This window comes from Pseudohalioglobus lutimaris (assembly GCF_002866825.1).
In the GTDB taxonomy this organism is placed as follows: domain Bacteria; phylum Pseudomonadota; class Gammaproteobacteria; order Pseudomonadales; family Halieaceae; genus Halioglobus; species Halioglobus lutimaris.
On sequence record NZ_PKUS01000005.1, the window covers coordinates 63,846 to 89,578 of the forward strand.

The following is a 25,733-nucleotide window of genomic DNA, read 5'->3' on the forward strand; positions in this document are numbered from 1 at the left end:
TAGCTTACTGGCAAAAGCCAACAATTCCATCGCAGGGTCACCGCCTGCCATGCTGGGATCGTTGATGGAGAGTTTTAGTACGCGCGGGAAGATGATGGTTAGTCGCACACGTGCCCGGGGCCGGTAAGCCAGGGCCCAGCGGAGATAGCTGCCGCCTTCATGCTCGATGTTTGAGATTTGTTCAGCACGGCCCGGCACAGAATGTTCAGCATTGACCCAAGCTCGATCTCGTTGTCTCTCCCCCTGCAATAAGGCCGACGTATTCCATTTCGATGCTTCATATAATGGGATTTATGGGTGTATATTGTCCGTTTACTTGATTGCTGGCTGTCTTGTTTCCAGTGGGCAAAGGTAAGTCAGGCAGTAATAATATTTACTTATAACAATATGCCCGAAGGCGAACGGTTTGGGTCATGACTAGAGAAATTTTTCTGGTACGCAGCGAAGTCCTGGCGGGTTTTGATGACCTGGTGCAGGAGCTTGGCGCCGACCCCAGACCCATGTATCGCCAAGTGGGCCTGACTGCAGCGCTAATGTCCAACCCGGATCATTTAGTTCCCTGTGCCAATGTTTCCGCATTGCTGGATATTGCCGCCCGGACGTTGGGCAGGGACGACTTTGGCCTGATGCTGGGTAGCCGAAGAAAGGTGTTCCAGTTTGGTTTGTTATGGCCATTGGTTGCGCACAGCCCCAGTGTGGAGCAGGCCTTGAAGGCGGCCACGAAACACTTGCACCTCCACAACCGGGGAATCCTCTGGCAACTCGATGTAGAGGGCGATCACGCCTTGCTTACGCGGGTGGACAGGGTGCCCAGTGACGTGCCAACCTTCCAGTGGGCTGTGTACAGCACCTGTTCGATGTTTATGGGGATGAAAGCCTTGTGTGGTCAACACTGGCGGCCGTCGTCCGTGGGTTTTATTCACCCGCCTCCGGCAGACAGCCACGGGTACGATCGATTCTTTGGCGTCAAAGTTGAATTCAACAGGGAGTTCAATCTGATCGATTTTCCCGCCTCGGACCTGGGTGGAAACCTTGCTGAGCGCAATAGCAGTCTTTATAAACAGGTGAACAGGCAGATCGCGGCGTTGGAGGAGGAATACGAACGTCAGGAGGATTTTTGTTCGAAAGTGAAGTTGTTGATTGAGCAGCGTGTGCATACTGCGGACTGCACCCAAACGGGTATCGCCGCTGTGCTGTCTATGCACCCCAAGTCACTGCAACGAGAATTGAGCTGCCGGGGTGCTACCTTTCGAGAACTTAAAGCCGAGGTACGGCTGGATATGGCGGAGCGCTACCTGCAAGACTCGGATCTTCCGTTGACGACCATCGCGGATATGCTGGGTTTCAGCGAGTTAAGCAGCTTTTCCCATACATTCAAAAGCCGCCATCAGGTTTCTCCGGCAGTTTGGCGGGACAAGGCAAGGATCAGAAAAAAATGACGGATGTCAGCAGCTTCGGTGGTTACATCAAGTAGCTGCTCTTTACCCTGTGATTGCCCCGCAGCAGCTCAGGTCTTCTGGGCGCTCCGTTTTTCGACAATGATGACATGTTCGGCATACATGACCACCTCGTCGTGCTGGTTGGTCACCTCTTTCGCTTCGATCAAGATGCCGTGACCCGGCTGCTTGGCGTGATCCTCTTTCGACAGGATCTTGACGTTGACTTTAATCGTATCCCCTGCAAAAACAGGTCTGGGATACCGAATTTTATTGTAGCCGTACGACATGCCGTGGGGGTTCAATGGTTGGGAGGACACGGTTAGCCCGATGGCAATCGCGAACGTCATGGTGCCGTGAGCGACTATTTTCTTGAAAGGTTGTGTTTTGCAGAACTCGGCATCAGTGTGGTGCGGCATAAAGTCACCTGAATGCCCGGCGTGAAAAACGATATCGGCTTCGGTGATCGTTCTGGCATGAGTCACGCGGGATGAACCGATCTCGAAGTCTTCGAAAAATACAGGGAAGTCCATTTTACGCTCCTATTGTTCTACGTTTGCGCATCAGGGCATTCGGCACCTAAAGAAAGCCGAGGAAATGTCCCTCCTCGTATCCCTTGTTAATCGCTGAATGCCACCAACGCGGGTGGTATTCCCCGATCAGCTGGCTAAGCCTTTCTTCTCCAGACAGTACAGGGCTTCCATCAAATAGAAATCGCCCCAGATCAGCTCGTTCCTCTCGGCAACGTGTTTTCTACCGTTCATGCAACCGTCAAGCAGCATGCCCACAGGGCGATTATCCTGATCGTCGATGGGTGTGAGGTGTTTGCACAGGCTCTCCAGCATCGGGTCGAGGCGGTCGATAAACGGTTTGGCTTCTTCCGGCACCGGGTCCATTACGGCCAAACGCGCCAGTGCCGAACAGACAATGGCAGAGGACGATGTCTCCAGCGGGGCGTCCGGGTTGGGATCATTGAAATCCCAGGGAGGAATGTCCGCGCCCACTCTGTCCCACCAGTAATCAAACAGCTTCCCTGCCACACTCAGGTAATGCGTGTTACGGGTATGTTCATAGCCCCATAAGTTCCCGGCGATTGCCCAGGATTGACCTCTTGTCCAGCAAGAATCATCAGCGTAGCCAAGTAGCGTTGGCAACTCGGCGATCAATTCACCGGTATGCCAGTCAAACATGATGTTTTCTATCGTCGAGCCGTCTTCACGGATAAAGTGCTCCTCCAGCACCTTTAGCATTCGCTCCGCTCCAATCCGGAAGGTCTCGTCGCCGGTTTCTTTCCAGGCCCACCAATCGAGGATAAGAGGAGGGTGAACATTATCCACACAGATCGTGTTGCGCGACAGGGCGCCTGCGGCCACTTCATCGGTAAACTCCACGGCCCCCAGTACCTGGCATTCACTGCCCACCGGCATGGCGCCATTGCCTTTATTTGCGCTGGCGCGCAATGTCCAGGCCGCAGCCAGGGCCAGCGTGCGCATATGCTCGTCCCCCGTGGTTGCATACAAGCGTGCCGCTGAATAGGCAAAACGATGGCCACGGAACATGTCATCCAGTTCCAGCTTGTGGCGAATGGCCTCGGTGCGACTGAAAGCTTCTTCAATCAGTTCCGGGCGATCAAGTAACTCGCCGGTCATGCGCAGCATGTCGACCCAGTGACCATCGACCCAGTCCCCGGTAGGAACGGTATTCCACTTACCTGTTTCAGGGTCTGCATTGTGTGCCCAGGCATCACCTATTTGCTCGCGGGTGCTCAGTACGCGCTGGCACAGCAGGTCCAGTGCTTTTGCTCGATCGGCCATCAGACTTCTCCGGGTTGAATGTTTGGAGTCTTATTATTACGCCGCGCTGTCTGACTGCGCTTGATATGAGAGGACAAGCCTTCGGCGGCTTATAACCCGGTTTCAGGTCTGACATCCATTCGTATCACGCGTAGCGTGCCCCCGCGTTATATGAATCAAATAATGGCAGTTCACTCACTGCCTACTGCAGTGAGGTTTCCGTGACACCGAGGCGAGCGCATATATCCCGAAACAGGCGTCGCGCTCTCTCGGGCTCGGACAGGCGCCCCTTGGCGAACCCCTCTTCAATGGCCATTCTGGCTCTGCCCCATTCGCCGTTGGCCAGATAGCGTTCGGCCAGGCTGATATGCAGATCGCCACCGCTGGTCTTACGACATAATAAATCTATCACTACGTTAACCCTCTCACGAGGCTGCCGCGTACCCGGGCAGCTGCAAAAGCCTCTCGAATCTCAGCCGATAAATCTGCAGCCAACGCGGTCGGTAACTGTTTCCCGCAATACCGCCCGGCGACACAGGTAGCTACTTACCTGGCAATGCCGACCACGCCAGCCGCGGCCATGGCGTGGATTTCTTCTTCGCTGTAACCAATGGCCATCAATTCGGCCAGTGAGTTACCGCCTATCTCCGGTGGTTTCTGCGGTTTGATCTTTTCCATGCCGTCCAGTTGAATCGGGTTGTCTATGGTGCGGATACCCTCACAGCCCTCGACCTCCGGGAAGCAGCCATTGGCAATCATGTGCTCATCCTCCGCACACTCCGCAGCGGTTTTCATGACGCCGTGGTTGACGCCGCGCTGCTTGAAGCGCGTTTCGACTTCGGCAAGATCCATGGTGGCGATAACATTCTGCAGTTGGTCCCACAGTGCCCGGGCATTTTGTGTGCGCAGCTCGGCCGTTGTGAAGCGCGCATCGGTTTTAAGGTGCTCTGCGCCGAGGGCTTCTACCACCCCTGCAGCGTTGTTTGGATTGATCTCATTGATGAGCACAAAGCGTTCATCCCGGGTCTTGTAGATGGCACCCATGACCGCCTGTGGCCACTCGTCTCTGAGGTATTTCTCCATGGGTGGCGCGCCGACAAGGGCCGCCTGCATCATGGACGAATTAGCCCAGAGACCATTGTTCATCAGCGAGGTGCTAACCCGGGTGCCTTTACCGGTACGCTCTTTGTTAAAGAGGCCCATCATGATGCCGGCGAACAGGGTTGTGGCGGTAAACGTATCGCCAAGACCTATGGGTTGCATAACCGGATCACCATCTTTGGCACGGAATTGCTCCGACAGACCACAGCGCGCATACCACGCCGTGACGTCAAAGCCTGGTAGGTCCTTGTCGGGCCCGTTCAGCCCGAAGCCATTGATCCACGCGTAGATGATTTCCGGTTTCACTTCACGGATGGCCTCATAGGTGTGCGCACAATCACTCTGTACCTTGAGGGGAGAGTTGGTCAAAAATACGTCCGCAGTTTCCACAAGCTTATGCAGCACTGCCTGTGCTTCGGGCTTCTTCAGGTCCAGCGCGACTGACTTCTTTGAGCGATTCCGTATAAAAGTCGTGTACGGGATCTGGCTCGGTGGCATTGGGTGAATCAGGTGACCGAATCGCCAGGGATCCCCGGTAGGCGGCTCGACTTTTATCACCTCGGCGCCAAAATCCGCCAGCATCACGCCCCCCGATGGCCCTGCGGCCATGGAGGCCACCTCAATCACCTTGATACCTTTTAGCACCGCTTCCATTTTTCTTTCCCTACTGTGTCAGATTTGTGTAAATCGTTGCGTACAACGCAACGTCCATCTCGCGTATTTATCTCTGTGACCTTGCTATCAGAGCAGCGCCACCACGCCCATCACGCACAGGGTGGCGAAGACGGGTATAACCACCGTGATCATGCCGACATCCCTGTAAGCCTCCTTGTGGGTGAGGCCGGTAATCGTCAGCATCGCGACAATGGCGCCACAGTGGGGCAGCGAGTCGAAACCACCGCTGGCCATGATGGAGATGCGGTGCAGCGCGCCGGGGCTGATGCCCATTTCGAGGTAGGCCGGCGCCATGGTCTCCATGAATATCTGCAGACCGCCGGAAGAAGAGCCGGTGATCGCCGATACCAGGCTCACCGAGGTAAACATCGACAGTAGCGGCGGTAGCCCGAAGTCCAGCATAACCCGGGTAAAACTTTCAAAACCAACGGTGTGGGTCACCACGCCCCCGAAGCCAATCACCGCCGAGGTGTTGACCAGCGGCAGCATGGCATCCTGTGCGCCATTGCCGGCAATCACCAATGCATCGCGTCGCACCAGCGGAAACAGGAAGATCGCCAACAGTGTGCCCAGCGCCAGGGCAATACAGGGCCAGACGATGGGCTGGCGGGAGGCAAAGCGCAGTAACTCGAATGGCCAGGCTGCCGATGACAGTGTGGCCTCATCCAGGAGCCCCGTGAAAAGGCGAGGCAGCATGATCGTCAACAGCACCAGCGCCAGGGGCATAATGGCGACGGTAGCCGGCGGGTGTTGCGCGTCGTCTTCAGTGGCGTTGGCGATGCGATCCAGCGGCCCGGGTACGAAGTGCTCTCCGTTCAGGGCAGCCAGCAAACGCTGGCGTTCCAGATACCACATGCCGCCGCCGAACATGATCGCAGCACCCATCAAGCCCAGCCAGCCGCCGGCAAAGAGGTCAGTCTCCAGCGCCACTGCGGCAATCACGTTCTGCACCGAGGGGGTGCCGGGGAGGGCGGTAAGGGTGAAGGTGCCTGCGCCCAGGGCCAGTGCCGCACAGAACAGGCGCTTGGGAATGTCCGCCTCCTTGAGCAGCCGCAGCCCCAGGGGGTACATTGCAAAAATGACGACAAATGCCACGACGCCACCATAGGTCAACAGGCCGCAGGACAGTGTGGTAATCCACAGGGCGCGGTGAGCCCCCAGCCGTTTGACCAGCGCCAGCGCGATACTGGCCGCGGCGTGGCTGTCGCCCATCACGCGACCGAATACGGCCCCGGCGGTAAACAGTAGGAAAAATTTCCCCGCAAAGGTGAAGGCGCCAAGGGGCCCGAAAGAAAAATACTCAGTGATACCCTGGGCGAGCGGCAGGCCATTGGTAGCAATGACCAGCAGAGAACTCAGTATCGCCGCCAATACGATGTTGACGCCGCGCAGGGCAAGCCAGACAAGGAGCGCGACACCGCCCAACAATCCTAAATATTCTATCAACTGACCAGCCCTCTATTTTTATTGCAGTATCGGGTTCCCGGTAAAGGGTAATTGCCCCCGACCGGCTCGATGCTGTGCGCAACCTGCGTGCTGCCAGTCATGCAGTGGTTTGCAGAATGTCAGTCAGCGGCCATCGAACGCGCTCCCGGTCCGAGATGGATGTTTGCAGTGTTATTGTTCCGACTTGCTGTTGAACGTGCTTGATTTGAGCGGACAGCGGTGAAAGCGCTTGCAACCAGGTGATGCTGCATTCTGTCCGCTCAGAGCAAGCGGAGGCCGCGGCCTTGTGGAGATAATAATGCGAGCACTAAACCGAACAACTGGGAGTATAGAGTCTTATGGGTGGAATACTGGAAGGTATCAGAGTAGTCGAAGTTGCCGCGATGGCGGCGGCGCCATCCGCGACCGTGATCCTCGCAGATCTTGGGGCGGAAGTAATCAAGGTGGAGCCATCCAGCGGAGATCTATGGCGATACGGTCACAAGGTGGTGCCCATGCCGCCAAGTGATGTGCCGTACACCACTTTCATTCAGAACCGGACCAAGAAATCGGTAGCCCTTAACCTTAACGTGCCTGCAGCGCAGGAAGCCCTGCACAAGCTGGCTGCTACAGCGGACGTGTTTCTCACCAACTCGCCACGTCAGGTGCAGCAAAAACTCAAGCACACCTACGAAGATATCAAGGCTGTTAATCCAAAGGTCATTTACGCATGGGTAAATGGCTTTGGTTCGCAGGGGTCCGACAAGGACGCCCCCGGCTATGATATGACAGCGCTCTATGCCAGAACGGGACTCATGGAGGAGATGCGTCCGAAGGACGGGGATCCGGCGCTGTTGCCCGCCAGTGCCGGCGACCTGGCCACGGCGACCTCCCTGTTCGGCGCGGTCATGACTGGCCTCTTCCACAGGGAGCGCACAGGCGAGGGATCAAAGGTGTCAACGTCTCTCATGAGCAACGGGCTCTGGATCAACTCAAGCATGCTCCAGTCAACACTGGCGGGGGCGCCACCGATCAAGAAGTTTCACCGAACGGAATGGCCCAACCCGGTCACCGCGGGCACCTACAAGACCAGGGACGGCCGCTACGTCATTATTCTGGAGCTTAATCCCGCCAATTTCGAAAACTGTCTCTATGCCCTGGGGGCTGATCATCTAATAGGCGATGATCGTTTCAGCACCCCGGAGCTTCGTTACCAGAACCATCAGGTGCTGTTTGACGAGATACAGAAGATCATCGGGTCGCATGATCTTTCTGCGATTGCCGATATTCTCAGAAAAGGCCACGTGAATTTCAGCGTGACGCAGACGACGGAGGAATGCACCCGCGACGAGCACATGATCGCCAACGGCTGTTTTCCGGAAGTCGAAGGTTCAGACGGTATGCGTACCGTAGACAGCCCGATCCAGATCCAGGCGCAAGGTATCGACAAGGTCAAACCGAGAAAGCCACCGGGCATCGGCGAACACACTCTGTCTGAGCTGATGGACCTGGGCTACAGCGTAGAGGACGTGCGAGCGATGGCAGAGGCGCGGGCGGTCGGGTTGCCGCGCTAGGCAGGTCAGTTTATTCAACAGCAGAGAATTCATCATGAGTGATTTCAAGTACATGAAAACCGAACGCAAAGGCAGCATAGGTGTAGTGACGTTTAACCGTCCGGAAGCATTGAATGCACTGAATGAGAAGGTGGCAATGGAGGTAACGGATGCCTTGATGGAGTTTGACGCCGACGACAGCATCGGCTGTATGGTCCTTGCGGGCGGGGAGAAGGCCTTCTGTGCCGGTGCCGACCTCAAGTGGATCGCGTCGCAGGATTTCGAGAGTGCCTACCTCACCGACCTGGCCGCTTACATGGACAAGGTGGCCGAGCTGCGCAAGCCGGTGATCGCCGCGGTGAGCGGCTTCGCATTCGGGGGTGGCACTGAAATCTCACTGATGTGCGACATTATCATTGCCGATACGACGGCCCGGTTCGGTCTGCCAGAGGTGACCCTGGGGGTTATCCCTGGCGCCGGCGGTCCGGCCCGGTTGACGCGCGCGGTCGGCAAGGCCAAGGCAATGTACTACATACTCACCGGAAAACCGTTCAACGCCGAAGAGGCCGAACGGATGGGATTGATCACTAAAGTTGTCGAAGATGGCAAGTTGATGGAGGAGGTAATGGCACTGGCCACGGTGATCGCAAACAATCCGCGTCTGGCCGTACTGGCGGGGAAGGAAGCGGTAAACCAGCAGGCGGAAACACCGTTGATCCCCGGACTGAAACTCGAACGCCGCCTGTTCCATGCGCTTTACAGTACTCCGGACCAAAAAGAAGGCATGGCCGCCTTCGCGGAAAAGCGGACACCCAACTTCAAGCAATACCGAAACCAGGGCGATTGGACGCATGAAAGGCACCCACAGGGGAATGCATATGATTCAGGTGGTGACGACAGTTGAAGTCTTGCCGGACTGTCTGGACGACTTCCTGTCTCTGCTAAACGAGACGCTTACAAAGGTTCAGGCTGAGGACGGGTGTCTGGCTTACGAACCGATGGTGGATATCGCTACTGGAATGCCTACCCAGGTTGAGCTGCGGCCCGACACCATCACACTGGTTGAAGCCTGGGCGAATCTGGACAGCCTCCAGGCTCACCTGCAAGCACCGCACATGACCCGTTTTCGCGAGGCGGCAAAAGAATACGTCAAGCATGTCAGCCACCAATGCTTGCAGCCTGTGTAATCGCCCAATTACCCCACACTGTTTTACAAGGAGATAATAATAGTGCATTCAGTCTTTAGGGTGTTCGTCCCGCTATTGCTCGTGGCTATCACGCCGCTGACGGCACTGCCCGTGGATGTGAAAGAATCTCGCGACGGTTATTCGCTGGAAGAAAGCCAGCGGTATGCCAGCGCCACGAGCTATAGACAACTGCTTGGCGGCGGCGATATCACCTCCTGGTGGAGCGAGAATATCGCACGTACCATGCGCACGGCGGTGCTTCCCAACCGGCTTCCTGCAAACACCTTCGAGCGCAACGAAGGCGAATGGGCCGGGAAGCTCGATGCGGTGAGCGCGAAAACCGATCTGGGCACCATGACCCTGGGCGAAGCGATCAGTGATCCACGCTCGGCCACCAAGGCGGTGATTATTTTGCGCCGTGGCGAGGTGGTTTACGAGGCGTATCCTGGCTTGAAGTCGGCAGACAGCCATCTATGGGCATCGGTGGCCAAACCCACTGCGGCGCTACTTATAGAACAACTGATTGATGAGAGGAAGCTGGCCGACACGGATAGCGTCGCCGAGCACCTGCCTGACTTCGCCGGCACCGCACTAGGCGCGGTGCGCATTATTGAGCTGCTGGACATGGTTCCGGGTACCGATACCCACGACAGTGCGCAGACACGGCAGGAACCGGACTCGACGGCCACGCGTTACTACCTCGCCGAGTTTGGTGAAGCCTACAAGCATGGCAAGGTCGAGACCGTGCGCGAGATCTTGAAATCCGCAGGGCGCACGGGAGAGCCCGGACAGGTGTTCGAGTACAGCTCGGGTATCACCCAGATGTTGGTATTCATTGCCGAAGCCGTAACCGGACAGAGTTGGCCGGACGCGTTCGATGACAGGGTATGGTCCCATGTCCGCGCTGAGGGCCCCCTGCAGGTGCATCTTGCGCCGGATGGCATGGCCCTGGCACACGGCATTGTGTCCTCGCGGCTGCGTGACCTGGCGCGGTACGGTTTGCTCTATACACCCTACTGGTCACTGGTTGCAGACCGCCAGGTGGTGTCCGATGCCGCAAGGGCGCGTATCGCCAGGCCGCGTCACAGCCATGAGGTTTTCATCAAAGGCGATGGCAAGCGCTTTACCGGCTACCTTGGCGAAACGCCGCTGGGGAATTCGCGCCAGTGGGATGCGGTGTATGCGGATGGTGGCATGTTCAAGGGCGGGATGTTCGGGCAGGGGCTTTACGTGTTGCCGGAGGAGGGCATCGTCATTGCCTATTACTCAACGGTGCCCAGTTCACCCCTGATCCGTTTTTTGCGACCGCTGTCGAAGGCGCTCACCATTCAAGATGGCGACGACGCCCGATAGGGCGACGAATAGCTCTGTCCTGGACATGTCAGTGAAACCGGGTTTGAACTTCGTGACCACGCGCATTACATCTTTTTGTTAGTGAAAACCTGTCGCGTGATAGTGAAAGCATTGTCCATTCACATCAAGCATGACATCTGCTCGCTGGCAATAATCCGTCACATGTTACGGCCTGTAGGCGTAATAGAAGTGATAACCGCTGGAGCGATCCAGCTTATGCGGTTGTGCCAGGATGCCCTATAAAAAACAATGTGGGAGAAAGCTCTGATGAAATCAAAAACATGTAGCAGTACAACCAATTTTATTCTGCGTGCTGCTATAAGTGGTGCACTGTTTAGTACCTATACAGCCGTACAAGCACAGGAATCGATGCTCGAGGAAGTGGTAGTAACCGCTCAGAAACGCTCGGAACGTCTGATTGAAGTGCCCATTTCTATTACCACGTTGAGTGCAGAGACGATTGAGCAGAGCGGCGTTAGGGAATTAAAGGAATTGGGCGACCTGACGCCTAACCTGATGATCAGCCAGAACTCCGACTTCGGTACGAACATTGTTATTCGCGGTGTAGGTGCCAACAGCCGTAATATCGGTTTTGACAGCCGTGTGGGTGTTTATCTTGACGGTGTTTACCTGGGGCAGTCGCCAGCGGCCAACCAGGGTCTGGTGGATCTGGCACAAGTGGAGGTGCTGCGCGGGCCTCAGGGCACATTGTTCGGCAAGAACACGGTGGCGGGGGCAATCAGTCTGACATCGGTAAAGCCAGGTGACGAATTCGAAGGTTCAGTGGGTGTTATTGTCGGCAACTACGACAATCTCGAGCTGCAGGGTTCAGTCAATGTCCCGCTCACCGACGCTACCAGTGTTAAGTTCTATGGCAATTCAACAACCCGCGATGGCTACGTTGACAACCTGTTCAATGGCGATCAAGCCAATGAGCGAGACGCTGTGTCGGGCCGCGTGCATCTACGTTCCGAGTTGAGTAGCTCGCTGGAAATGAACATCAGTGCGGATTACATGGAGCAGGATCGATTGGGCTTTAACGGTGAGCCGCTGACCGATACGTTCGGGTTCTTCAGGCCGGAGGAAGGCAAGGACAAGTACGAGTTCTCCCAACAAACGGTCCTTGAAGATAAAGAGCTCAAGGGCGCCTCGCTGACCTTCGACTATGAAACAGAGGGTGGTTACCTGCTCAAGTCGATCACCGCTTACCGAGACAGTGAGATCACTTATGACGCTGATCCTGATTACGATAGCGCTGAATTCCTGGGTGTGATCTATACCGACACCTATGAACAGACTACACAGGAATTCCAGATCATCTCGCCTGACGACTCAAACTTCAAATATGTGGCGGGTATCTACTACTACCAGCAAGACAGCGCGACGGATCGCGATGCGATTCCAGGTCTGGGTACGGTCTTCTTCCCCGGGGCAGGCGTTGAGGTTCCTATCCTGGCTTTTGGTATAGATCCCACCAGGAAGGCGGTGGACATTGACGGCACGGTAGACACCGAGAGCTACGCAATCTTCGCTAACGGCACCTACGACCTCACCGACCGTCTGACCCTGGGCGTCGGCTTCCGTTACGGGGAAGAGACCAAGGACGTGGACTGGAACATTGACGGATCAAATTCCGGAGCATTCAGAATAGCCACGACCAACGTTGTGGATAGCCGCACCGATGACAGCTTCGATCCCACTATCAGCCTTAATTATGCAGTGCTTGAAGACAGTTATATCTATGGCCGGGTGTCCACCGGTTCGAAGAGCGGCGGCTACAACCTGGACTTCATCAACGTGGATCAGGTTGAGGCCGGTATTGAGTTCGACCAGGAAACCGTGACCAGCTATGAGGTGGGGTATAAGGGTGAGTTCCCGGATCATAACCTGCGTCTGGGTGTGGCACTGTTTTACTCTGAGTTCGAAGATTACCAGGTGAACCAGTATGTCGACCTGGGTGGCGGCCGCACGGCTTTGTCCATCACCAACGCGGCTGAGGTTATTACCCAGGGCGTTGAAATCGATGTGACCTATCAGCCCACGGTGAACTTACAGCTGACTGCAGCCCTGGGTTTCCTGGATGCGGAGTTCGACAGCTTCCCGGGTGGGGACGCAGAGGGGGGTGACGCTTCCGGTAACAAGTTACCGTACGCGCCCGAACTGACTGCTTCACTAGGAGCCCAGTACTATTACCCGCTGCCGGCTATTGATTCCAGCTTGTTGTTACGTGCCGACTACAGCTATACCGATGGCTACTACATTACTGCAAGCAACGACGAGGGTCATACGCTTGCGGACGGATCTGAGGTGGCTTTTGGCGAGGTTGATAGTTATGGCACCGTCAGTGCACGCATTGGTCTGGTGAGTGATGCTGAAACCTGGGAGGTGTCTGTCTGGGGACGTAACCTGACTGACAGCGACCACCAGAATTACAGCTTCCGTGACTTCTTCGGCACGATACTGGGTGGTTACGCCATGCCCCGTACATACGGTGTCGAAGCCAAGTACAACTTCTGATAAAGCCTGTTGCGGCTAATGGCTGTGGTGGTGGCAGGTCAGGGTTACTGCACCGCAGCAAGCGTGGCACCCACATGGTGTGCCACGCTTGCTTTGTTGCTTCTGCTCTTCGCTGTAACAGGGCATGCAGGGAATAAACTGCCCGTTGCGCCGCCGTGTGATAAAACGCCACCGGTTGCTCTGGAAGAACGCCCGTTAATCGGTGGTATTCACCAGGGAATCGTTATCCGCGGCAACAAGGTTGGTAATCCCGTGCTGTTATACGTCCACGGCGGACCGGGCAGACCAGTTTACCCGGCACTGCATAACGACGCGCAGTGGCAGAAGATAGAGAGTTTGTTCACCGTTGCATATTGGGATCAGCGAGGAACGGGCATGTCCAATCCGCCGGATCTGGATGTCTCATCCATCAATCTTGACCGGCTGGTAGAAGATGCAGCAGAAGTTGCAGACTATCTCAGGTCGAAATTTGGCAAAGAGAAGATCTATCTACTGGGGCATTCCTGGGGAAGCGTACTGAGCTCTTATACTGCGATGCGCCACCCTGATCTGTTTCACGCCTATATCGGGGTTGGCCAGAGTAGCAATCAGGCCCGGTCCGAAGTCGAGACGCTCTATTGGTTGAAAGCAAAGAGGGAGCAGCAGACCGACCCGAAAATGTTAGCTGCTATCGATCAGTTAAGCCTGCCCCAGACCTCCGCCGTGGGACCTTGGCTGGAGTACCTGCTCGTGAATCGCCCGCTGGTACACTACTTTCGCGGAGCGCGTTATGACCGGGTCGTGGCTGCTGACGAGTATGCAATCGGCATGGCAGATTTGCCGCACTACACGCAGCGTGAACGGGATATCAACGAGCTTGCGTTAAAGATCAGCCTTGAGCAATTGTGGCCCCACATTATTGGAACCGACCTGAGCGAAACGGTTCCCCGGCAAACGCTACCCGTGTTCATATTCCAGGGAAAACACGATTACCAGACTACGCATCACCAGGCCAGAATCTACTTTGATAACCTGCTGGCGCCGTTGAAACGCTTCTATAGCTTTGAGCACTCTGCCCACTGGCCGCATGTGGAACAGTACGAGGACTTCGAAAGGATCGTACTGCGTGATATTTTCGGCAGGACTCGCGACGCCGGTTTCGGAGATGAGCAAAGCTGCAACAAATGACGTTCCATGAGTCCCGTGCTGGCTTCGGCGTTCGCCATCTTTGTTGGCGGAGTGGCGGCAAAAGAAACGTCAGCATTTATCGTGTCAAACAGGGCGCAGTGCGCCGTAGAGTGTTATACCCGGCGGGAGTGATTCTCATAGATATTGGAGTCAATGCATGAAGCTCAAACTGACTGTGCTTTGCCGAATACTGAGTGGCGTCTGTATGACGGCTCTTCTGTCCACCAGCGCTGCGGCACAGGACAGCGCCGAACCAGGCACGCTGATCGCTGGCGCGAGGATATTCGACGGCGTCCGGAAGGAACTCATCGACGGCCAGGACGTACTCATACAAGACGGCCTGATTGCTGCCATCGGGGAAGGTCTCGATGTGCCGGAGGGGACGACGATTATTGACGCCGGTGGCCGCGTTATGACGCCAGGACTGGCAGATATGCACGCGCATCTGATGTTGCAGATGCCTTTCGGCGTGGGCTTTACATCGGACCGTGAGTACTGGGCCTATGTCGCCTCGACAGTCGCTGAGCAGTACCTGATGCAGGGTTTTACCACGGTGCGGGAGCTTAGCGGTAACTCTTTTTCCCTGAAGCGGGCGATCGATGAAGGCATTCTGAAAGGGCCGCGCGTGTACCCGTCAGGGCCGATGATTTCGCAAACATCAGGGCACTCCGATCATCGCACGGACGCCCAGAGGCCGGCGACACTCGAGTTCGAACCGAGCGTGCCGATGAAGTACTTCCACGTCGCGGTTGCTGACGGGCGCGACGAAATACTGAAGACGGTGCGCGAAGTGCTGCGCCGCCGCGCATCGCAGATCAAGATCGCCGTGGGTGGCGGCACCGGGTCCTATGCTGATCCGCTGGACACCACCCAGTACACTGCCGATGAAATTCGCGCTGCCGTGGAGGCCGCGAGCGACTGGAACACTTACGTTACCGCGCATGTATACAACTCCGAGGGCATAATTCGCGCCGTGGAGAATGGCGTGAAGTCCATTGAGCACGGCAACCTGATCAACGAAAAAGCCCTGCGCCTGATGAAGAAACACGACGTCTGGCTTTCGCCCCAGGTTATCGTCTATACCTTCCACCCGGCGGGCTTTAACGACGAAATGAAAGCCAGACACGACGCCGCCTACGAGGGCATAGACCAGATGTTCACCATGGCGAAGGAAATCGGCTTTGAGAACATCGTGTTTGGCACGGACATCATCACGTCCCCGGCAATGATCGCCCGCGCGAATGAAGAATTCACACTTCGGAGAAAGTGGTTTGATAATGCTGAAATCCTTCGCCAGGCGACTTCAAAGGCTGGGAAGTTGCTGGCCTTGTCCGGACCGCGTAATCCCTATCCGGGTAAGCTGGGCGTAATCGAGGAGGGCGCGCATGCCGATCTTCTTTTGATCGAGGGTAATCCCCTCGAAGATATATCAGTTATGACTCAGTACGAGGAAAAGTTTGACCTCATCATGAAGGGTGGAGCTATTTTCAAGAACACGCTTTGAGCTTTTCCTGACAAATACACTCGAGCAATATCCAGAATGGGGCGTACCTGGCCTGTTGGGTGTAAGGTGTTTGGTCGGGAGGCGCTATACTGATATCACTTGGCTTGCATTTTGGCGCTAATATTTCTGCCCGTAACACTAGAGCGAGTGCAAGCTTAGATTGCCGATACCCATGGTAGCGTTATGAGCGACGATTCGGAAAAGTTTCAGGGTACGGGCCGGTTCTCCTCTCCGCCGTGTCTTGCAGCCGAGATTGCACCGGACTATTTCGACCCCCTGGCAGTTGACCCCGAACAGGCCCGCGATGTGGCGCGCTGGCGCAAGGCGGAACGTGTTCGCCTGGGAAAGGCCCGTGCGTCCATGTCGGTCGAAGAGCGCAGTGCCGCGACCGGAATGCTGACAGAATGCGTTCGAACTGCGCTGTATGACCGCTGCTGCGATGTGCGTGGCGTTGTCTTGTCGTTCTACTGGCCAATCCGGGGTGAGCCAGACCTGCGGCCATTGATGCGGGAGTTGCATGGAGCGGGTATGAACATCGTTCTCCCGGTGGTAGAGACCAGGGCGGCCCCACTCGTCTTTCGCTTGTGGACACCAGAAACGAGAATGCTTCGCGACCAATGGCAAATCCCTGTGCCACCGCCGGACGCGCCTGGCCTTGTGCCCGAGATCGTGTTGGCACCCCTGGTCGGTTGGACCGACAACGGATATCGCCTTGGAAATGGCGGTGGCTACTTTGATCGTACCCTGGCCGCGTTAACGCCTAGACCCTTGCTCATCGGTATCGGATTTGAATCCGCTCGGCTGCCTACGATCTATCCGCAACCTCACGACATTCCTCTTGACCTGATACTCACGGAGGCAGGTGAGCGCTGCAACCATACCAATGAGTGAAGCCGACCGTAGAAGATTTACCTCGTGAACCCTCCCAGCTACCCAATCACTGCGTCTATGCATAGTTGAGCTCCCAGGCAATCCATCTATGGATGCCGTATTGAATGAACTGCCAGGTTTACCCATGTGCAAACCTGCGCGGGATGACGCGGGATGACAGGGTGCAGTCCGCCTTTCCTATCGTAATAAGAATAATTCTCAAAGACGATTGTAATCTAGATGATAATCATTATCATTAATAGGAGTTTGGGAACCACTTCACGGAGATAAAACCTTGTTCAAGTTTGCACTCGCGCCAGTGGCACTGCTGGTAACTGCCGGAAATCTGGCCATCGCGCAGCAAGACTTCCCCGCGTCCGACGACGCTGCTGCACCGCCCTTGGAAGAAATCCTGGTCACGGGGGTTCGCCAGCGGATGTACCAGGCCGGCACCTTGCTGGACGCCATCCAGAAAACCGAAGTGGTCGACGAAGCACTGATCAAGTCCATGCAGGCCGTGAACCTAACCCAGGCTATCCAGAATTCACCGGGCGTGCGGGTGTCCAACGAATGCTCCATGTGTGGTGTCAAACGGATCATGCTCAACGGCATGCGCGGTGAGCACTCGACTATTCTTACTGACGGTATTCCGCTGCACACGATGATGGCAGGCTATTACGCTGTCGACGCCCTGGCCACTACCGGTGTTGAGCGTATCGAGGTAGCCCGTGGTGCCGGAGCGTCTCTGCTGGCCCCTGAGGCTATTGGCGGAACCATCAATGTGGTCTCCAAGGAACCACAGGAAACCGGTTTCAACCTGAATATGTCCATGGAGGATGATGATTCCTACCTGGTTGGCATGATGGGCACCCTGGTAAGCGATGACGAACGCACACGATCAAGTCTGGTCATCCAGGACGATAAACACCATCAGTTGGATGGCGACGACAATGGCGTCAGCGAGGCCCCGCTGCAGCAAAACACCAATTACGTGGCTCGCCTTTCTCATGATTTCACCGACGTCGATAACGTGGTCCTGCGCGTCGGTTACACCGATTCAGAAATATTCGGTGGGCCCCAGGATTCGGACATCGGCGAGGCTCGCCGTAGCTTCCGCGATGACCCTACGGAATCCGGGCATCTCTTCGCCAACGACGATGTGCGCGAGGCGTTTATCGGCAAGCCCTGGGAGACTACCGAGTGGATTGATACACAGCGCACCGAAGCTTCCGTCAACTGGCTGCACGAATTCAGCACAAGCTACAACGCGGCCCTGTCTGTGGCCTGGTCCCGGCATGAGCAGGACAGCTTCTATGAGGGTTTCGATTATTCTGCCACGGATGAGCTTTATTACCTCGATTTACGCAACAACTATGTCATCAACGAGCAGCATATGCTGACCTTTGGCATAGACAGTCGCGATGAGGAAATGCGCTCGGACTCGGTGGCCGGCTCGGCGAGCGAGAACTACGTTGAAGACAGCTTCGACTACCGGGTTTGGGGTGTCTATCTACAGGATACCTGGGATGTGAGCGATTCGCTGAAGCTTTCGCTGGCAGTTCGCGTGGATACCGCCAGGGCAGACTTTGTCGCGCCGGAGAAACCCGGTACCGAGATTAACGAGAGTGTCATCGCGCCCAGGGCAGATCTGCGCTACCTGCACAACGAGCAGTGGACATCGCGGGTGTCAGTGGGGCGCGGTTATCGCGCGCCGCTGTCTTTCTTCGAAACAGATCACGGTATCCTCGACGCCGGGGATGGCTTTGCCATTGATATCGATGAGCTCGAAGAATCCCTGTCTGCAACCTATGCCCTGAGCTTTGAGGGCGAGGCCCTGAGTTCAACCCTGTCCCTGGCCTACACCGAGGTGGACAACCTGGCCTCACTGGGCGAAACGGACGAGGGTACACCTCTGCTTACGCAGATGGAGGAGACTGCCGCAGTCGCCGCCGGAGATATCGCAGTGGGCTACAGGGTCAATGATTACCTCACCCTGGGTGCTGCACTGGAGACGTACGATTACGACGACGTATTCAAGGAGTCCTTCGCTATAGCACCCGTCGAGGAGCGCGCTGTGCTCATGGCGGACTTTAACTACGGGTCATGGATGTTCTACAGCAGCGCGAGTTGGACTGGCAGCCGCAACCTGGCGGACTACGGGTATGAGGCGTACAACGTCTTTGACTCGGACCCGAAAAGCACCCGGGCCGATTCCTACTGGACAATCGACATGAAGCTGACCTACGACGTCTCGCCATCGCTGTCGCTTTATGTAGGCGGCAATAATCTTACAGACTATACCCAGGTGGACGACGCCGAAACGCCGTTGTTCTGGGACCTCAGCGGGGCCTATGACGTTGCCTACATCTACGGTCCCCTGCGCGGCCGGGAGTACTACGTGGGCATGGAGTGGAGCCTTTAGGCATGTCCTGGCTACGCTTACTCCCTCTGCTGTTCGCGCTGTCGGCCGTTGCCGATGAGCCGGGCTCGCTGCTGGATTTCGAACTGCGCAGCCTCGGAGAACCCGGGCGCCATTCACTCGATCAATACCAGGGGGCACCACTGCTACTGATGTTCTTCGAGCCGGAATGCAGCTGGTGTTACCGCCAGTTTAAAGTGCTGAACAAGCTCTATGCGCAGTGCCCGGGCGAGTTCAGGCCGGTGGCCGTGGGTGTGAACGGCTCGCGCCGGGAATTGCTCGCTGAATACCGGAGAGTCAGGCCCGCGTTCCCGGCCTACCAGGCCAGCAGCAAATTGCTGGCCGCCATTGGTGGCGTCCCCGCCACCCCCTTCACACTAATGGCCGATGGCAGCGGGAAACCCCTGGGCTGGTTGCGCGGATACATGCCTGAAGACGAGCTCAGGCCGCTTCTGCGGCAGCAGTTGAATATGGTTTGCCCGGCTTGAAGGGGGAGTGCCCCAGCCCTATCTCTTCTTCGTCGGGGCCTTCCTGAGCAGCCGTTGCAGCACTGAGCCCACATCCTCCCGGCGCTATTGACTCCGCCCTTGCCGGCCCCTGTTCAATGCAAATATCGACTCACAACAGCGGGTTGATATGACATATAATCCGCAGCTTTCCAGGGTTTGGTTGGTTTGGCGTCCAGTACAAACTGATGATCGAAATACAAGCGTAACGAGGAACTGTGTAATGAAAAAACAACCGCTGGCATTCGCTTTAGTGGCGGTGTTTGTTTTGGCGGCCGGTGCGGTCTGTGCTGACGAACTGCAACAACGGGCCAACTCGATGTTCAAGGCCATTCCCAAGTATCCGCCGGCGATTGACGGCAATGAAATCACTGCAGCAAAGGTAGAGCTGGGTAAAATGCTGTTTTTTGAACCGCGTCTTTCAGCCAGCCATCTGATCAGCTGTAACACATGTCACAATGTGGGCATGGGTGGTCATGACTATTTGCCCGTATCCATCGGCCACGGCTGGCAAAAAGGACCACGCAATTCTCCCACGGTGTTTAATGCAGTGTTTAACGCTGCCCAGTTCTGGGACGGCCGTGCTGCTGACCTGGCCGAACAAGCCAAGGGCCCGATTCAGGCCGGTGTAGAAATGGGCAGCACACCGCGCCCGGACGAAATGACCTCCACCACTGCACACTGCTTGCATGGTGATAAACGCCGCCGTGCATCCAGAGCCTTTCTGGATAGCACGTCGGCGATTTCAGTTTACCGGGCAACCTGGTTTAAGCTGCCGTTGCGATGGGAATTGGCGTGACAATCTGTGTATGGCATGAGCTACCGCGACTGAGAGAACATGAATAGACTGAGCATTAATTTCGCATGGACGGCGCTGAACCTGGCAGGGCGAGCACTTCTTTTGTCGCTTTGTGTCACGGCGATAGGCTGCGCGGTAAATCCCGTTACCGGCGAAAACGAGTTGTCGCTTGTTTCTGTTTCGCAGGAAATTGCTATTGGCGAACAGCAGTATGGGCCATCGCAGCAGTCGCAGGGCGGTCTGTACTATCTCGATCCCGGACTGCAGTCGTATGTTGCCGACGTTGGCATGAAACTGGCCAAGGTGAGCCATCAGCCCGATCTACCCTACGAATTTGTGGTGATTAACAGCGCCATTCCCAACGCCTGGGCATTGCCCGGCGGAAAGATCGCAGTGAACCGTGGTTTGTTGACCGAGTTGGAAGACGAGGCACAACTTGCTGCCGTACTCGGACATGAAATTGTACACGCCGCTGCACGTCACAGCGCGGCGCAAATGACGCGCGGCACCCTGGTGGGGCTGAGTGCACAGCTGGCGACTATCGCGGCGGCTAACTACGGTTATGGTGATCTGGGTAATTTGGCATCGCAGGTGGGCGGCGCGGCCATCATGGCAAAGTATGGCCGCGACGATGAACTCGAATCCGATGACTACGGTATGCAGTATATGGCCAGGGCAGGTTATAACCCTGAAGCCGCAGTGGACCTGCAGGAAACATTCGTACGGCTCAGCAAGAACCGCGAGCAGGATTTTATCAGTGGCCTGTTCGCGAGCCATCCACCGTCCAGCGAGAGGGTGGAGGCCAATAGGCAACGCGCAGCACAAATGCCAGGGGGAGAGCGTTTTCGGGAACGCTACCAGCAGCGCATCGCCCAGTTGAAGAGAGACGCGCCCGCGTACGAGGCCCAGGAAAAGGCCATGAGCGCACTCGAAGACAAAAATGCCGACGCGGCACTGAAATACCTGGATACAGCCGTCAAACTGCAGCCGGAGGAGGCGCAGTTCTGGGAAATGAGAGGCCATGCCTGGGCTATGAAGAAAAGCGAGCAGCAGGCGGAAAAAGCCTACTCTACAGCGACCAGAAAGAACCCCGACCTGTTCAGCCCCTGGCTGTACCGGGGTGTTACGCGTTATCGACAAGGTGAGTTGTCAGGCGCGCGAGATGATCTTGCCAGCAGTTACCGCTTACTGCCCACTGCCACCAGCGCCTATTATCTCGGTGACATTTTCCTGCAATTGGGTGGCGAGGACGAGGCGGCAAAATATCTCAAACAGGCGATGAGAAGCAAGGACCGGGAACTGGCCATGGCAGCCTACAACAAGCTGGCCCTGATAGAGCTGGATGAGGCCCCGCACAAGTATATTGCCAGCCAGCCGTTTGTCGGCAAGGGCGGGTATCTCTTCATTGCGGTAAAGAACACCACCAGCTTTCCGGTTAAAGCCGTAAGGGTCGAGTTAGTGGATATGTCCAGCGCCGACACTGCCAGACGCAGTCAAGTGATTACCAGAGGTTTCTCCCTGGCTCCGGAGCAGCAAATCGAATTCAGTACGGGCATCGGCCCTTTTCAGGATCCGCGGTCAGCGCAGCGGTTCCGCACCAGGGTGGTTGTAGCGCGTCATGCGAAGTGAACCGCGCCGTCCAGGCAGCGGAGTCGCATCACCAGCCTGCCCAATCCTGAAAACACGTTTGGGGATGCGCGCTTGTTAAGTCCTACAGGCGTAGATCATCGAACTCACCCACGTTGATAAGGAATCGCTGCGCCGCGGTGGTCACACCAATACTGCTGGTAGCCTCGGCAATCTCACGCACGCTGTCGGCAATGGCAAGCCACCAGCGCATATGATCGGCACTGAGGTTTGCTGCCACCGGGATAAGATCCCGCAGGATACTGAAGCTGACCCCTGCGGTTTTCTTGAGATTGCGCATGTCTTCCAGTTCAAGCTGCCTGTTGCTCAACTTTACGAACAGGGCCTGTACGGCCCTGGGGTCCTGCTCGAGGGCTGCCGAAGTGGCAGGTTCTGTGAATTCCTCCAGCAAGGCCACGTCGAGGTGGCTAAGGACTTCCCGTAGTGCGCCTCGCAGGCTCAGGCGCAGCTCATTTTTTCGTTCGCGCGCCAGCCGCAACTGGATGAGAGAGAATATGCCCACCAGGAAGAAGCCCTCAAGACAGAAGCCAATCAGCTCCGGAATCAGGTTGTCCTCAAAGGTGCCGGGGGCGCCGTGTCGCATCAACTGCGCAAAAAGGAAGATGCCGCCCAGCCCGAATAGAACCAGGGGAGCGAACAATACCAGCCTATTCATCATTCACCTCTTCATCGGGCAGGGCCAGTGCCTTGACCACCGCTGCGATCTTGGCCGCTTCCTGGCGGGTCATATCCAGTGGAATGTTCTGCAGGTAGACCACTAGATCCTCACGCAGGGGCACCGGAAAGATGTCGTGGGGGCTGCGTGGCGGATTCAGGGCGAGCTCCTCCCTGGCCTGTCTTTGACCCGGGCTGTCTCTTTTCATCACCAGCTTCGCCTCGGGTAAATCACGTTCAACCGAGATGAAATTGGCCGGGTCCTCAGTCCAGTTGAAAAAATCTTCCAGGGCACCTTTGAGGCGCTCATTGTAGATCTTCAGCGTCTCGGGGCGAATCGTCGAGTCCTCCAGCTTATGGAACCGGGAGCACAGTTCATCCACATCCACCAGGCGAAGGTCCATACGCTCGGTGGGCTCAAGTTTAGGGAAAAGCTGTTGTGCCGCCAGTTTGCGCGAACGCGCTGTAGCCGGTTTCATGATGCCTGCGATATTGCCCTGGCGAAGGAACTCCAGGAAATCGGTTTCTGTAAAGTCCATATCTGTCATGCCAAACTCTCTAGAGAGGGTTTAGCATAGCCTGCCCTCCATCGAATTCACATGCTTCCATAAGATCTCCACGATGAGAGTCGTTCCGGTAGCGCCATAAATGCGCCAAAGAGTTGACCTGAGCACGTTTGCAGACGCGGCGGGGCCCTTACACCTCACGCTGTTCATCGGCGCAACCGGTTTCCCCTGGCATACCAGCACTCAGGTGGACAGCCCAGGAGTGATCTGCGCCATTCTCCCCGTCGTATCAGTTCGAGTACTATGCTTGCTCAAGGAACACCGATATCGGGATGCGCCACTCGCTCTCCCAGCGTTTCGATGAGAATAACTAATCAACAGGATACCCAGAATGAAATTTGCCTATCACGCTACGATGTGCCCGCCCGACCAGTACCTTCCGCTTGCCCTTGCCGCGGAAGAGGCCGGTTTCGACACTTTCACCTTTCCGGACAGCATTTGCTACCCCAGGGAAGGTTCAGATGTTTACCCCTACAACGATGACGGCACTCGCGAGTTCCTGGACGGCGTGCCTTTTCTGGAACCCTTCGTTGCGATACCTTATCTCGCCGCAAAGACAGAAAAGCTGCGCTTCACTACCTCCGTAATGAAGCTGGCAGTGCGTCAACCCGCGGTCGTAGCGAAGCAGTTGTCGACACTGGGCGTGATGATAGGGGATCGTTTTGGCTTCGGTATTGGCATCAGCCCCTGGCCGGAGGACTTCCTCGCCTGCCAGATCCCCTGGGAAAAGCGCGGTAAGCGGATGGACGAGATGATGGAGATCGTCAATGGCCTGATGAGTGGTGAGTATTTTGGCTATGACGGTGAGATTTTCCAGCTGGACCCGATAAAGATGACGCCGGTACCCGATCATCACATCCCGCTGCTGGTAGGCGGTCACGCCAGGCCGGCGCTGCGCCGGGCGGCCAGGTTGGGAGACGGCTGGATTTCCGCTGGCTCCTCCATTCAGGAACTACGCGATATGATCGGTCAGATAGAGGCCTTCAAAAAGGACTATGGTCGCGAGCAGGTGCCGTTCGAATACCATGCCATGACCGAGGCGGCTTATTCGGTAGAGGGTCTCGATGACCTGGCCAGCGCCGGCGTGACGGAGGTCATTATTGCGTTCCGTAACCCCTACGATGCAGAACCTGATACGCAGAGCGTGGAGGAAAAGGTCGGAATGATAAACTGGTACGCAGAGAACGTTATCGAGCCATACCGGAGCCGTTGAAGATGCTCACCCCGCGCGCCCGGTCAACAAGCTGGCGCGCTGGCGGCTGATAATGCAAAACCCGCTACCTCGCCATTGGATGATGCTGGCTTACCTCAGCATTTTCTGGGGGCTGGCATTTTTCCTGATTGCTGTCGCCCTGCGGGGATTCCCGCCGCTGACAATCGTCTGGCTGCGTCTTGCTGTTGGTGCTGCTGCGCTCTACCTGCTGATGCGCTGGCAGGGAGGCCGCCTGCCCGATGAATGGCGGTGGTGGCTGCGGTTTCTGCTGCTCTCGCTGTGCGGCAACCTGCTGCCGTTCACCTTGATTACCTGGTCAGAGACGCGTATCTCCAGTGGGCAGGCGGGCCTGCTGATGGCGCTGATGCCACTGAGCACGGCGCTGCTGGCGCACTTTTACGTGGTTCACGAACAACTTACACGGCGGCGTCTGCTGGGCATTGGCACGGGATTTGTGGGCGTCACAATCCTGGTTGGCCCTGAGGTCTTGAGGGAGGTGGGGGGTGCGCAATTGCTCGCGCAGTTGGCCGTGCTGGTCGCCACGTTTTCCTATGCGGTGAACTCCGTCTACACCAAGCGACTACCGGCGATCAATACGCTGGTGGTGGCGACGGGGTCACTCATTGCCGGTACTGTGGTGTTACTCCCGGTGGTGCTGCTGATGGATCGACCCTGGCAGCTGGCGCCAACGGCGGACGCCTGGGTTGCAGCTATTGCCCTGGGCATCTTCGCTACCGGGCTGGCGACATGGGTCTATTTCAAGGTGGTTTCCGACTGCGGTCCGGGCTTCCTGGCCATTATCAACTACCTGATTCCCGCCATCGCGTTTGCCGCCGGGATAGTGTTTCTGGGAGAGGCGGCGCAGGCGCACCAGTTTTTGGGCCTGCTGGTCATTTTTGCCGGTATTGCACTCAGTCAGTCCAGAAAGGCCTGAGTCTGCCGGTTGCCAGGGGGTTACTCGCCACCGCGGCGAACCACCAGCACCTCGTAACTGCCTTTGGGGCCGATGAAGCGAGAGCAGAGGCCGCTGACCACGCTCACAATGATGGCGCCAAAGACCGCACTCCAGAATCCCACCACATCGAAGCCGTCCACGAACCACCCTGCGAGGTTGAGCATACCCGCGTTGAGAATCAGCAGAAATACGCCCAGGGTCAGGATGGTAAACGGGAGGGTCAGCAGGACCAGAACCGGTCGCACGAATGCGTTGATTAGCCCTAGCGCAATGGCAGCCCAGATCAATGCTTCTGTGGAGGAGGCGTTGACGCCGGGCACGAGATAAGCCGCGAGCCAGATGCCCAGGCCGGTGATAATAGTACGTAGAATAAGTCCTAACATGTGAATAACT

The 25,733-nt window shown here is 56.6% G+C and carries 23 protein-coding genes; 15 read left to right on the top strand and 8 right to left on the bottom strand.

What is annotated here, in order from left to right:
* Nucleotides 1-413: 413 nt before the first annotated feature.
* Entirely contained in the window at nt 414-1,439 is a 1,026-nt protein-coding gene (locus C0039_RS06225; protein ID WP_101517595.1) for an AraC family transcriptional regulator, read from the top strand.
* 68 nt (nt 1,440-1,507) lie between these two features.
* Here C0039_RS06225 and C0039_RS06230 read toward each other — a convergent pair whose 3' ends face one another.
* The 5 genes from C0039_RS06230 to C0039_RS06250 all read right to left on the bottom strand — a co-directional run bounded on the left by C0039_RS06230 (nt 1,508) and on the right by C0039_RS06250 (nt 6,451).
* On the bottom strand, nt 1,508-1,969 hold the full coding sequence (locus tag C0039_RS06230) for a MaoC family dehydratase (protein ID WP_076001817.1): 462 nt from the start codon (nt 1,967-1,969) through the stop codon (nt 1,508-1,510).
* A gap of 126 nt (nt 1,970-2,095) precedes the next feature.
* Complete coding sequence (locus C0039_RS06235) at nt 2,096-3,250, bottom strand: hypothetical protein (protein WP_076001816.1); 1,155 nt, start codon at nt 3,248-3,250, stop codon at nt 2,096-2,098.
* Nucleotides 3,251-3,431: 181 nt separating this feature from the next.
* Nucleotides 3,432-3,641 carry a hypothetical protein gene (locus C0039_RS06240; protein WP_076001815.1) on the bottom strand — a complete coding sequence of 70 codons (210 nt, stop codon included), beginning with the start codon at nt 3,639-3,641 and terminating at the stop codon, nt 3,432-3,434.
* Nucleotides 3,642-3,775: 134 nt separating this feature from the next.
* Complete coding sequence (locus C0039_RS06245; RefSeq protein WP_076001814.1) at nt 3,776-4,984, bottom strand: CaiB/BaiF CoA transferase family protein; 1,209 nt, start codon at nt 4,982-4,984, stop codon at nt 3,776-3,778.
* A gap of 87 nt (nt 4,985-5,071) precedes the next feature.
* Nucleotides 5,072-6,451 (bottom strand): GntP family permease, encoded by a 1,380-nt coding sequence (locus tag C0039_RS06250; RefSeq protein WP_076001813.1) that lies wholly within the window; start codon nt 6,449-6,451, stop codon nt 5,072-5,074.
* 338 nt (nt 6,452-6,789) lie between these two features.
* Here C0039_RS06250 and C0039_RS06255 point away from each other — a divergent pair, with 338 nt between their 5' ends.
* From C0039_RS06255 to C0039_RS06310, 12 genes are all read left to right on the top strand, one after another.
* A complete protein-coding gene (locus tag C0039_RS06255; RefSeq protein WP_101517596.1) occupies nt 6,790-8,004 on the top strand; it encodes a CaiB/BaiF CoA transferase family protein in 1,215 nt (404 codons plus the stop codon).
* A gap of 34 nt (nt 8,005-8,038) precedes the next feature.
* Complete coding sequence (locus C0039_RS06260; protein ID WP_101517597.1) at nt 8,039-8,887, top strand: enoyl-CoA hydratase-related protein; 849 nt, start codon at nt 8,039-8,041, stop codon at nt 8,885-8,887.
* The gene (locus C0039_RS06265; protein WP_076001808.1) at nt 8,862-9,170 is read left to right on the top strand and encodes a putative quinol monooxygenase; all 309 of its coding nucleotides are present in this window, start codon (nt 8,862-8,864) and stop codon (nt 9,168-9,170) included. Before C0039_RS06260 ends, C0039_RS06265 begins: the two co-directional genes overlap by 26 nt.
* A gap of 42 nt (nt 9,171-9,212) precedes the next feature.
* The gene (locus C0039_RS06270; RefSeq protein WP_133125954.1) at nt 9,213-10,523 is read left to right on the top strand and encodes a serine hydrolase domain-containing protein; all 1,311 of its coding nucleotides are present in this window, start codon (nt 9,213-9,215) and stop codon (nt 10,521-10,523) included.
* A gap of 267 nt (nt 10,524-10,790) precedes the next feature.
* Nucleotides 10,791-13,040 (top strand): TonB-dependent receptor, encoded by a 2,250-nt coding sequence (locus C0039_RS06275; RefSeq protein ID WP_076002477.1) that lies wholly within the window; start codon nt 10,791-10,793, stop codon nt 13,038-13,040.
* A 63-nt stretch (nt 13,041-13,103) separates the two neighbouring features.
* On the top strand, nt 13,104-14,207 hold the full coding sequence (locus C0039_RS06280; protein WP_165787051.1) for an alpha/beta fold hydrolase: 1,104 nt from the start codon (nt 13,104-13,106) through the stop codon (nt 14,205-14,207).
* Nucleotides 14,208-14,364: 157 nt separating this feature from the next.
* Nucleotides 14,365-15,711, top strand: coding sequence for a metal-dependent hydrolase family protein (locus tag C0039_RS06285; protein ID WP_076001805.1), 1,347 nt, complete (start codon nt 14,365-14,367; stop codon nt 15,709-15,711).
* A gap of 183 nt (nt 15,712-15,894) precedes the next feature.
* A complete protein-coding gene (locus C0039_RS06290; protein ID WP_076001804.1) occupies nt 15,895-16,602 on the top strand; it encodes a 5-formyltetrahydrofolate cyclo-ligase in 708 nt (235 codons plus the stop codon).
* A 274-nt stretch (nt 16,603-16,876) separates the two neighbouring features.
* Nucleotides 16,877-19,003 (top strand): TonB-dependent receptor plug domain-containing protein, encoded by a 2,127-nt coding sequence (locus C0039_RS06295; RefSeq protein WP_084179931.1) that lies wholly within the window; start codon nt 16,877-16,879, stop codon nt 19,001-19,003.
* Between the two features lie 2 nt (nt 19,004-19,005).
* Nucleotides 19,006-19,488 (top strand): peroxiredoxin family protein, encoded by a 483-nt coding sequence (locus tag C0039_RS06300; protein WP_076001803.1) that lies wholly within the window; start codon nt 19,006-19,008, stop codon nt 19,486-19,488.
* 148 nt (nt 19,489-19,636) lie between these two features.
* Nucleotides 19,637-20,305, top strand: a complete 669-nt coding sequence (locus C0039_RS21400) for a cytochrome-c peroxidase (RefSeq protein ID WP_279304911.1) — start codon at nt 19,637-19,639, stop codon at nt 20,303-20,305.
* Between the two features lie 39 nt (nt 20,306-20,344).
* On the top strand, nt 20,345-21,934 hold the full coding sequence (locus C0039_RS06310; RefSeq protein WP_084179929.1) for a M48 family metalloprotease: 1,590 nt from the start codon (nt 20,345-20,347) through the stop codon (nt 21,932-21,934).
* An 82-nt stretch (nt 21,935-22,016) separates the two neighbouring features.
* Here the strand turns inward: C0039_RS06310 and C0039_RS06315 are convergent, their stop codons facing one another.
* A complete protein-coding gene (locus C0039_RS06315; protein ID WP_133125955.1) occupies nt 22,017-22,610 on the bottom strand; it encodes a PX domain-containing protein in 594 nt (197 codons plus the stop codon).
* The gene (locus C0039_RS06320; protein WP_084179928.1) at nt 22,600-23,154 is read right to left on the bottom strand and encodes a hypothetical protein; all 555 of its coding nucleotides are present in this window, start codon (nt 23,152-23,154) and stop codon (nt 22,600-22,602) included. Before C0039_RS06320 ends, C0039_RS06315 begins: the two co-directional genes overlap by 11 nt.
* A 349-nt stretch (nt 23,155-23,503) precedes the next feature.
* On the opposite strand from C0039_RS06320, the gene C0039_RS06325 reads away from it, so the two are divergent.
* Both C0039_RS06325 and C0039_RS06330 read left to right on the top strand, forming a co-directional pair.
* Nucleotides 23,504-24,385, top strand: a complete 882-nt coding sequence (locus tag C0039_RS06325; RefSeq protein WP_076001801.1) for a TIGR03619 family F420-dependent LLM class oxidoreductase — start codon at nt 23,504-23,506, stop codon at nt 24,383-24,385.
* A gap of 52 nt (nt 24,386-24,437) precedes the next feature.
* The gene (locus C0039_RS06330; protein ID WP_101517599.1) at nt 24,438-25,319 is read left to right on the top strand and encodes a DMT family transporter; all 882 of its coding nucleotides are present in this window, start codon (nt 24,438-24,440) and stop codon (nt 25,317-25,319) included.
* Between the two features lie 20 nt (nt 25,320-25,339).
* Here the strand turns inward: C0039_RS06330 and C0039_RS06335 are convergent, their stop codons facing one another.
* Complete coding sequence (locus C0039_RS06335) at nt 25,340-25,723, bottom strand: phage holin family protein (protein WP_076001799.1); 384 nt, start codon at nt 25,721-25,723, stop codon at nt 25,340-25,342.
* Nucleotides 25,724-25,733 lie beyond the last annotated feature (10 nt).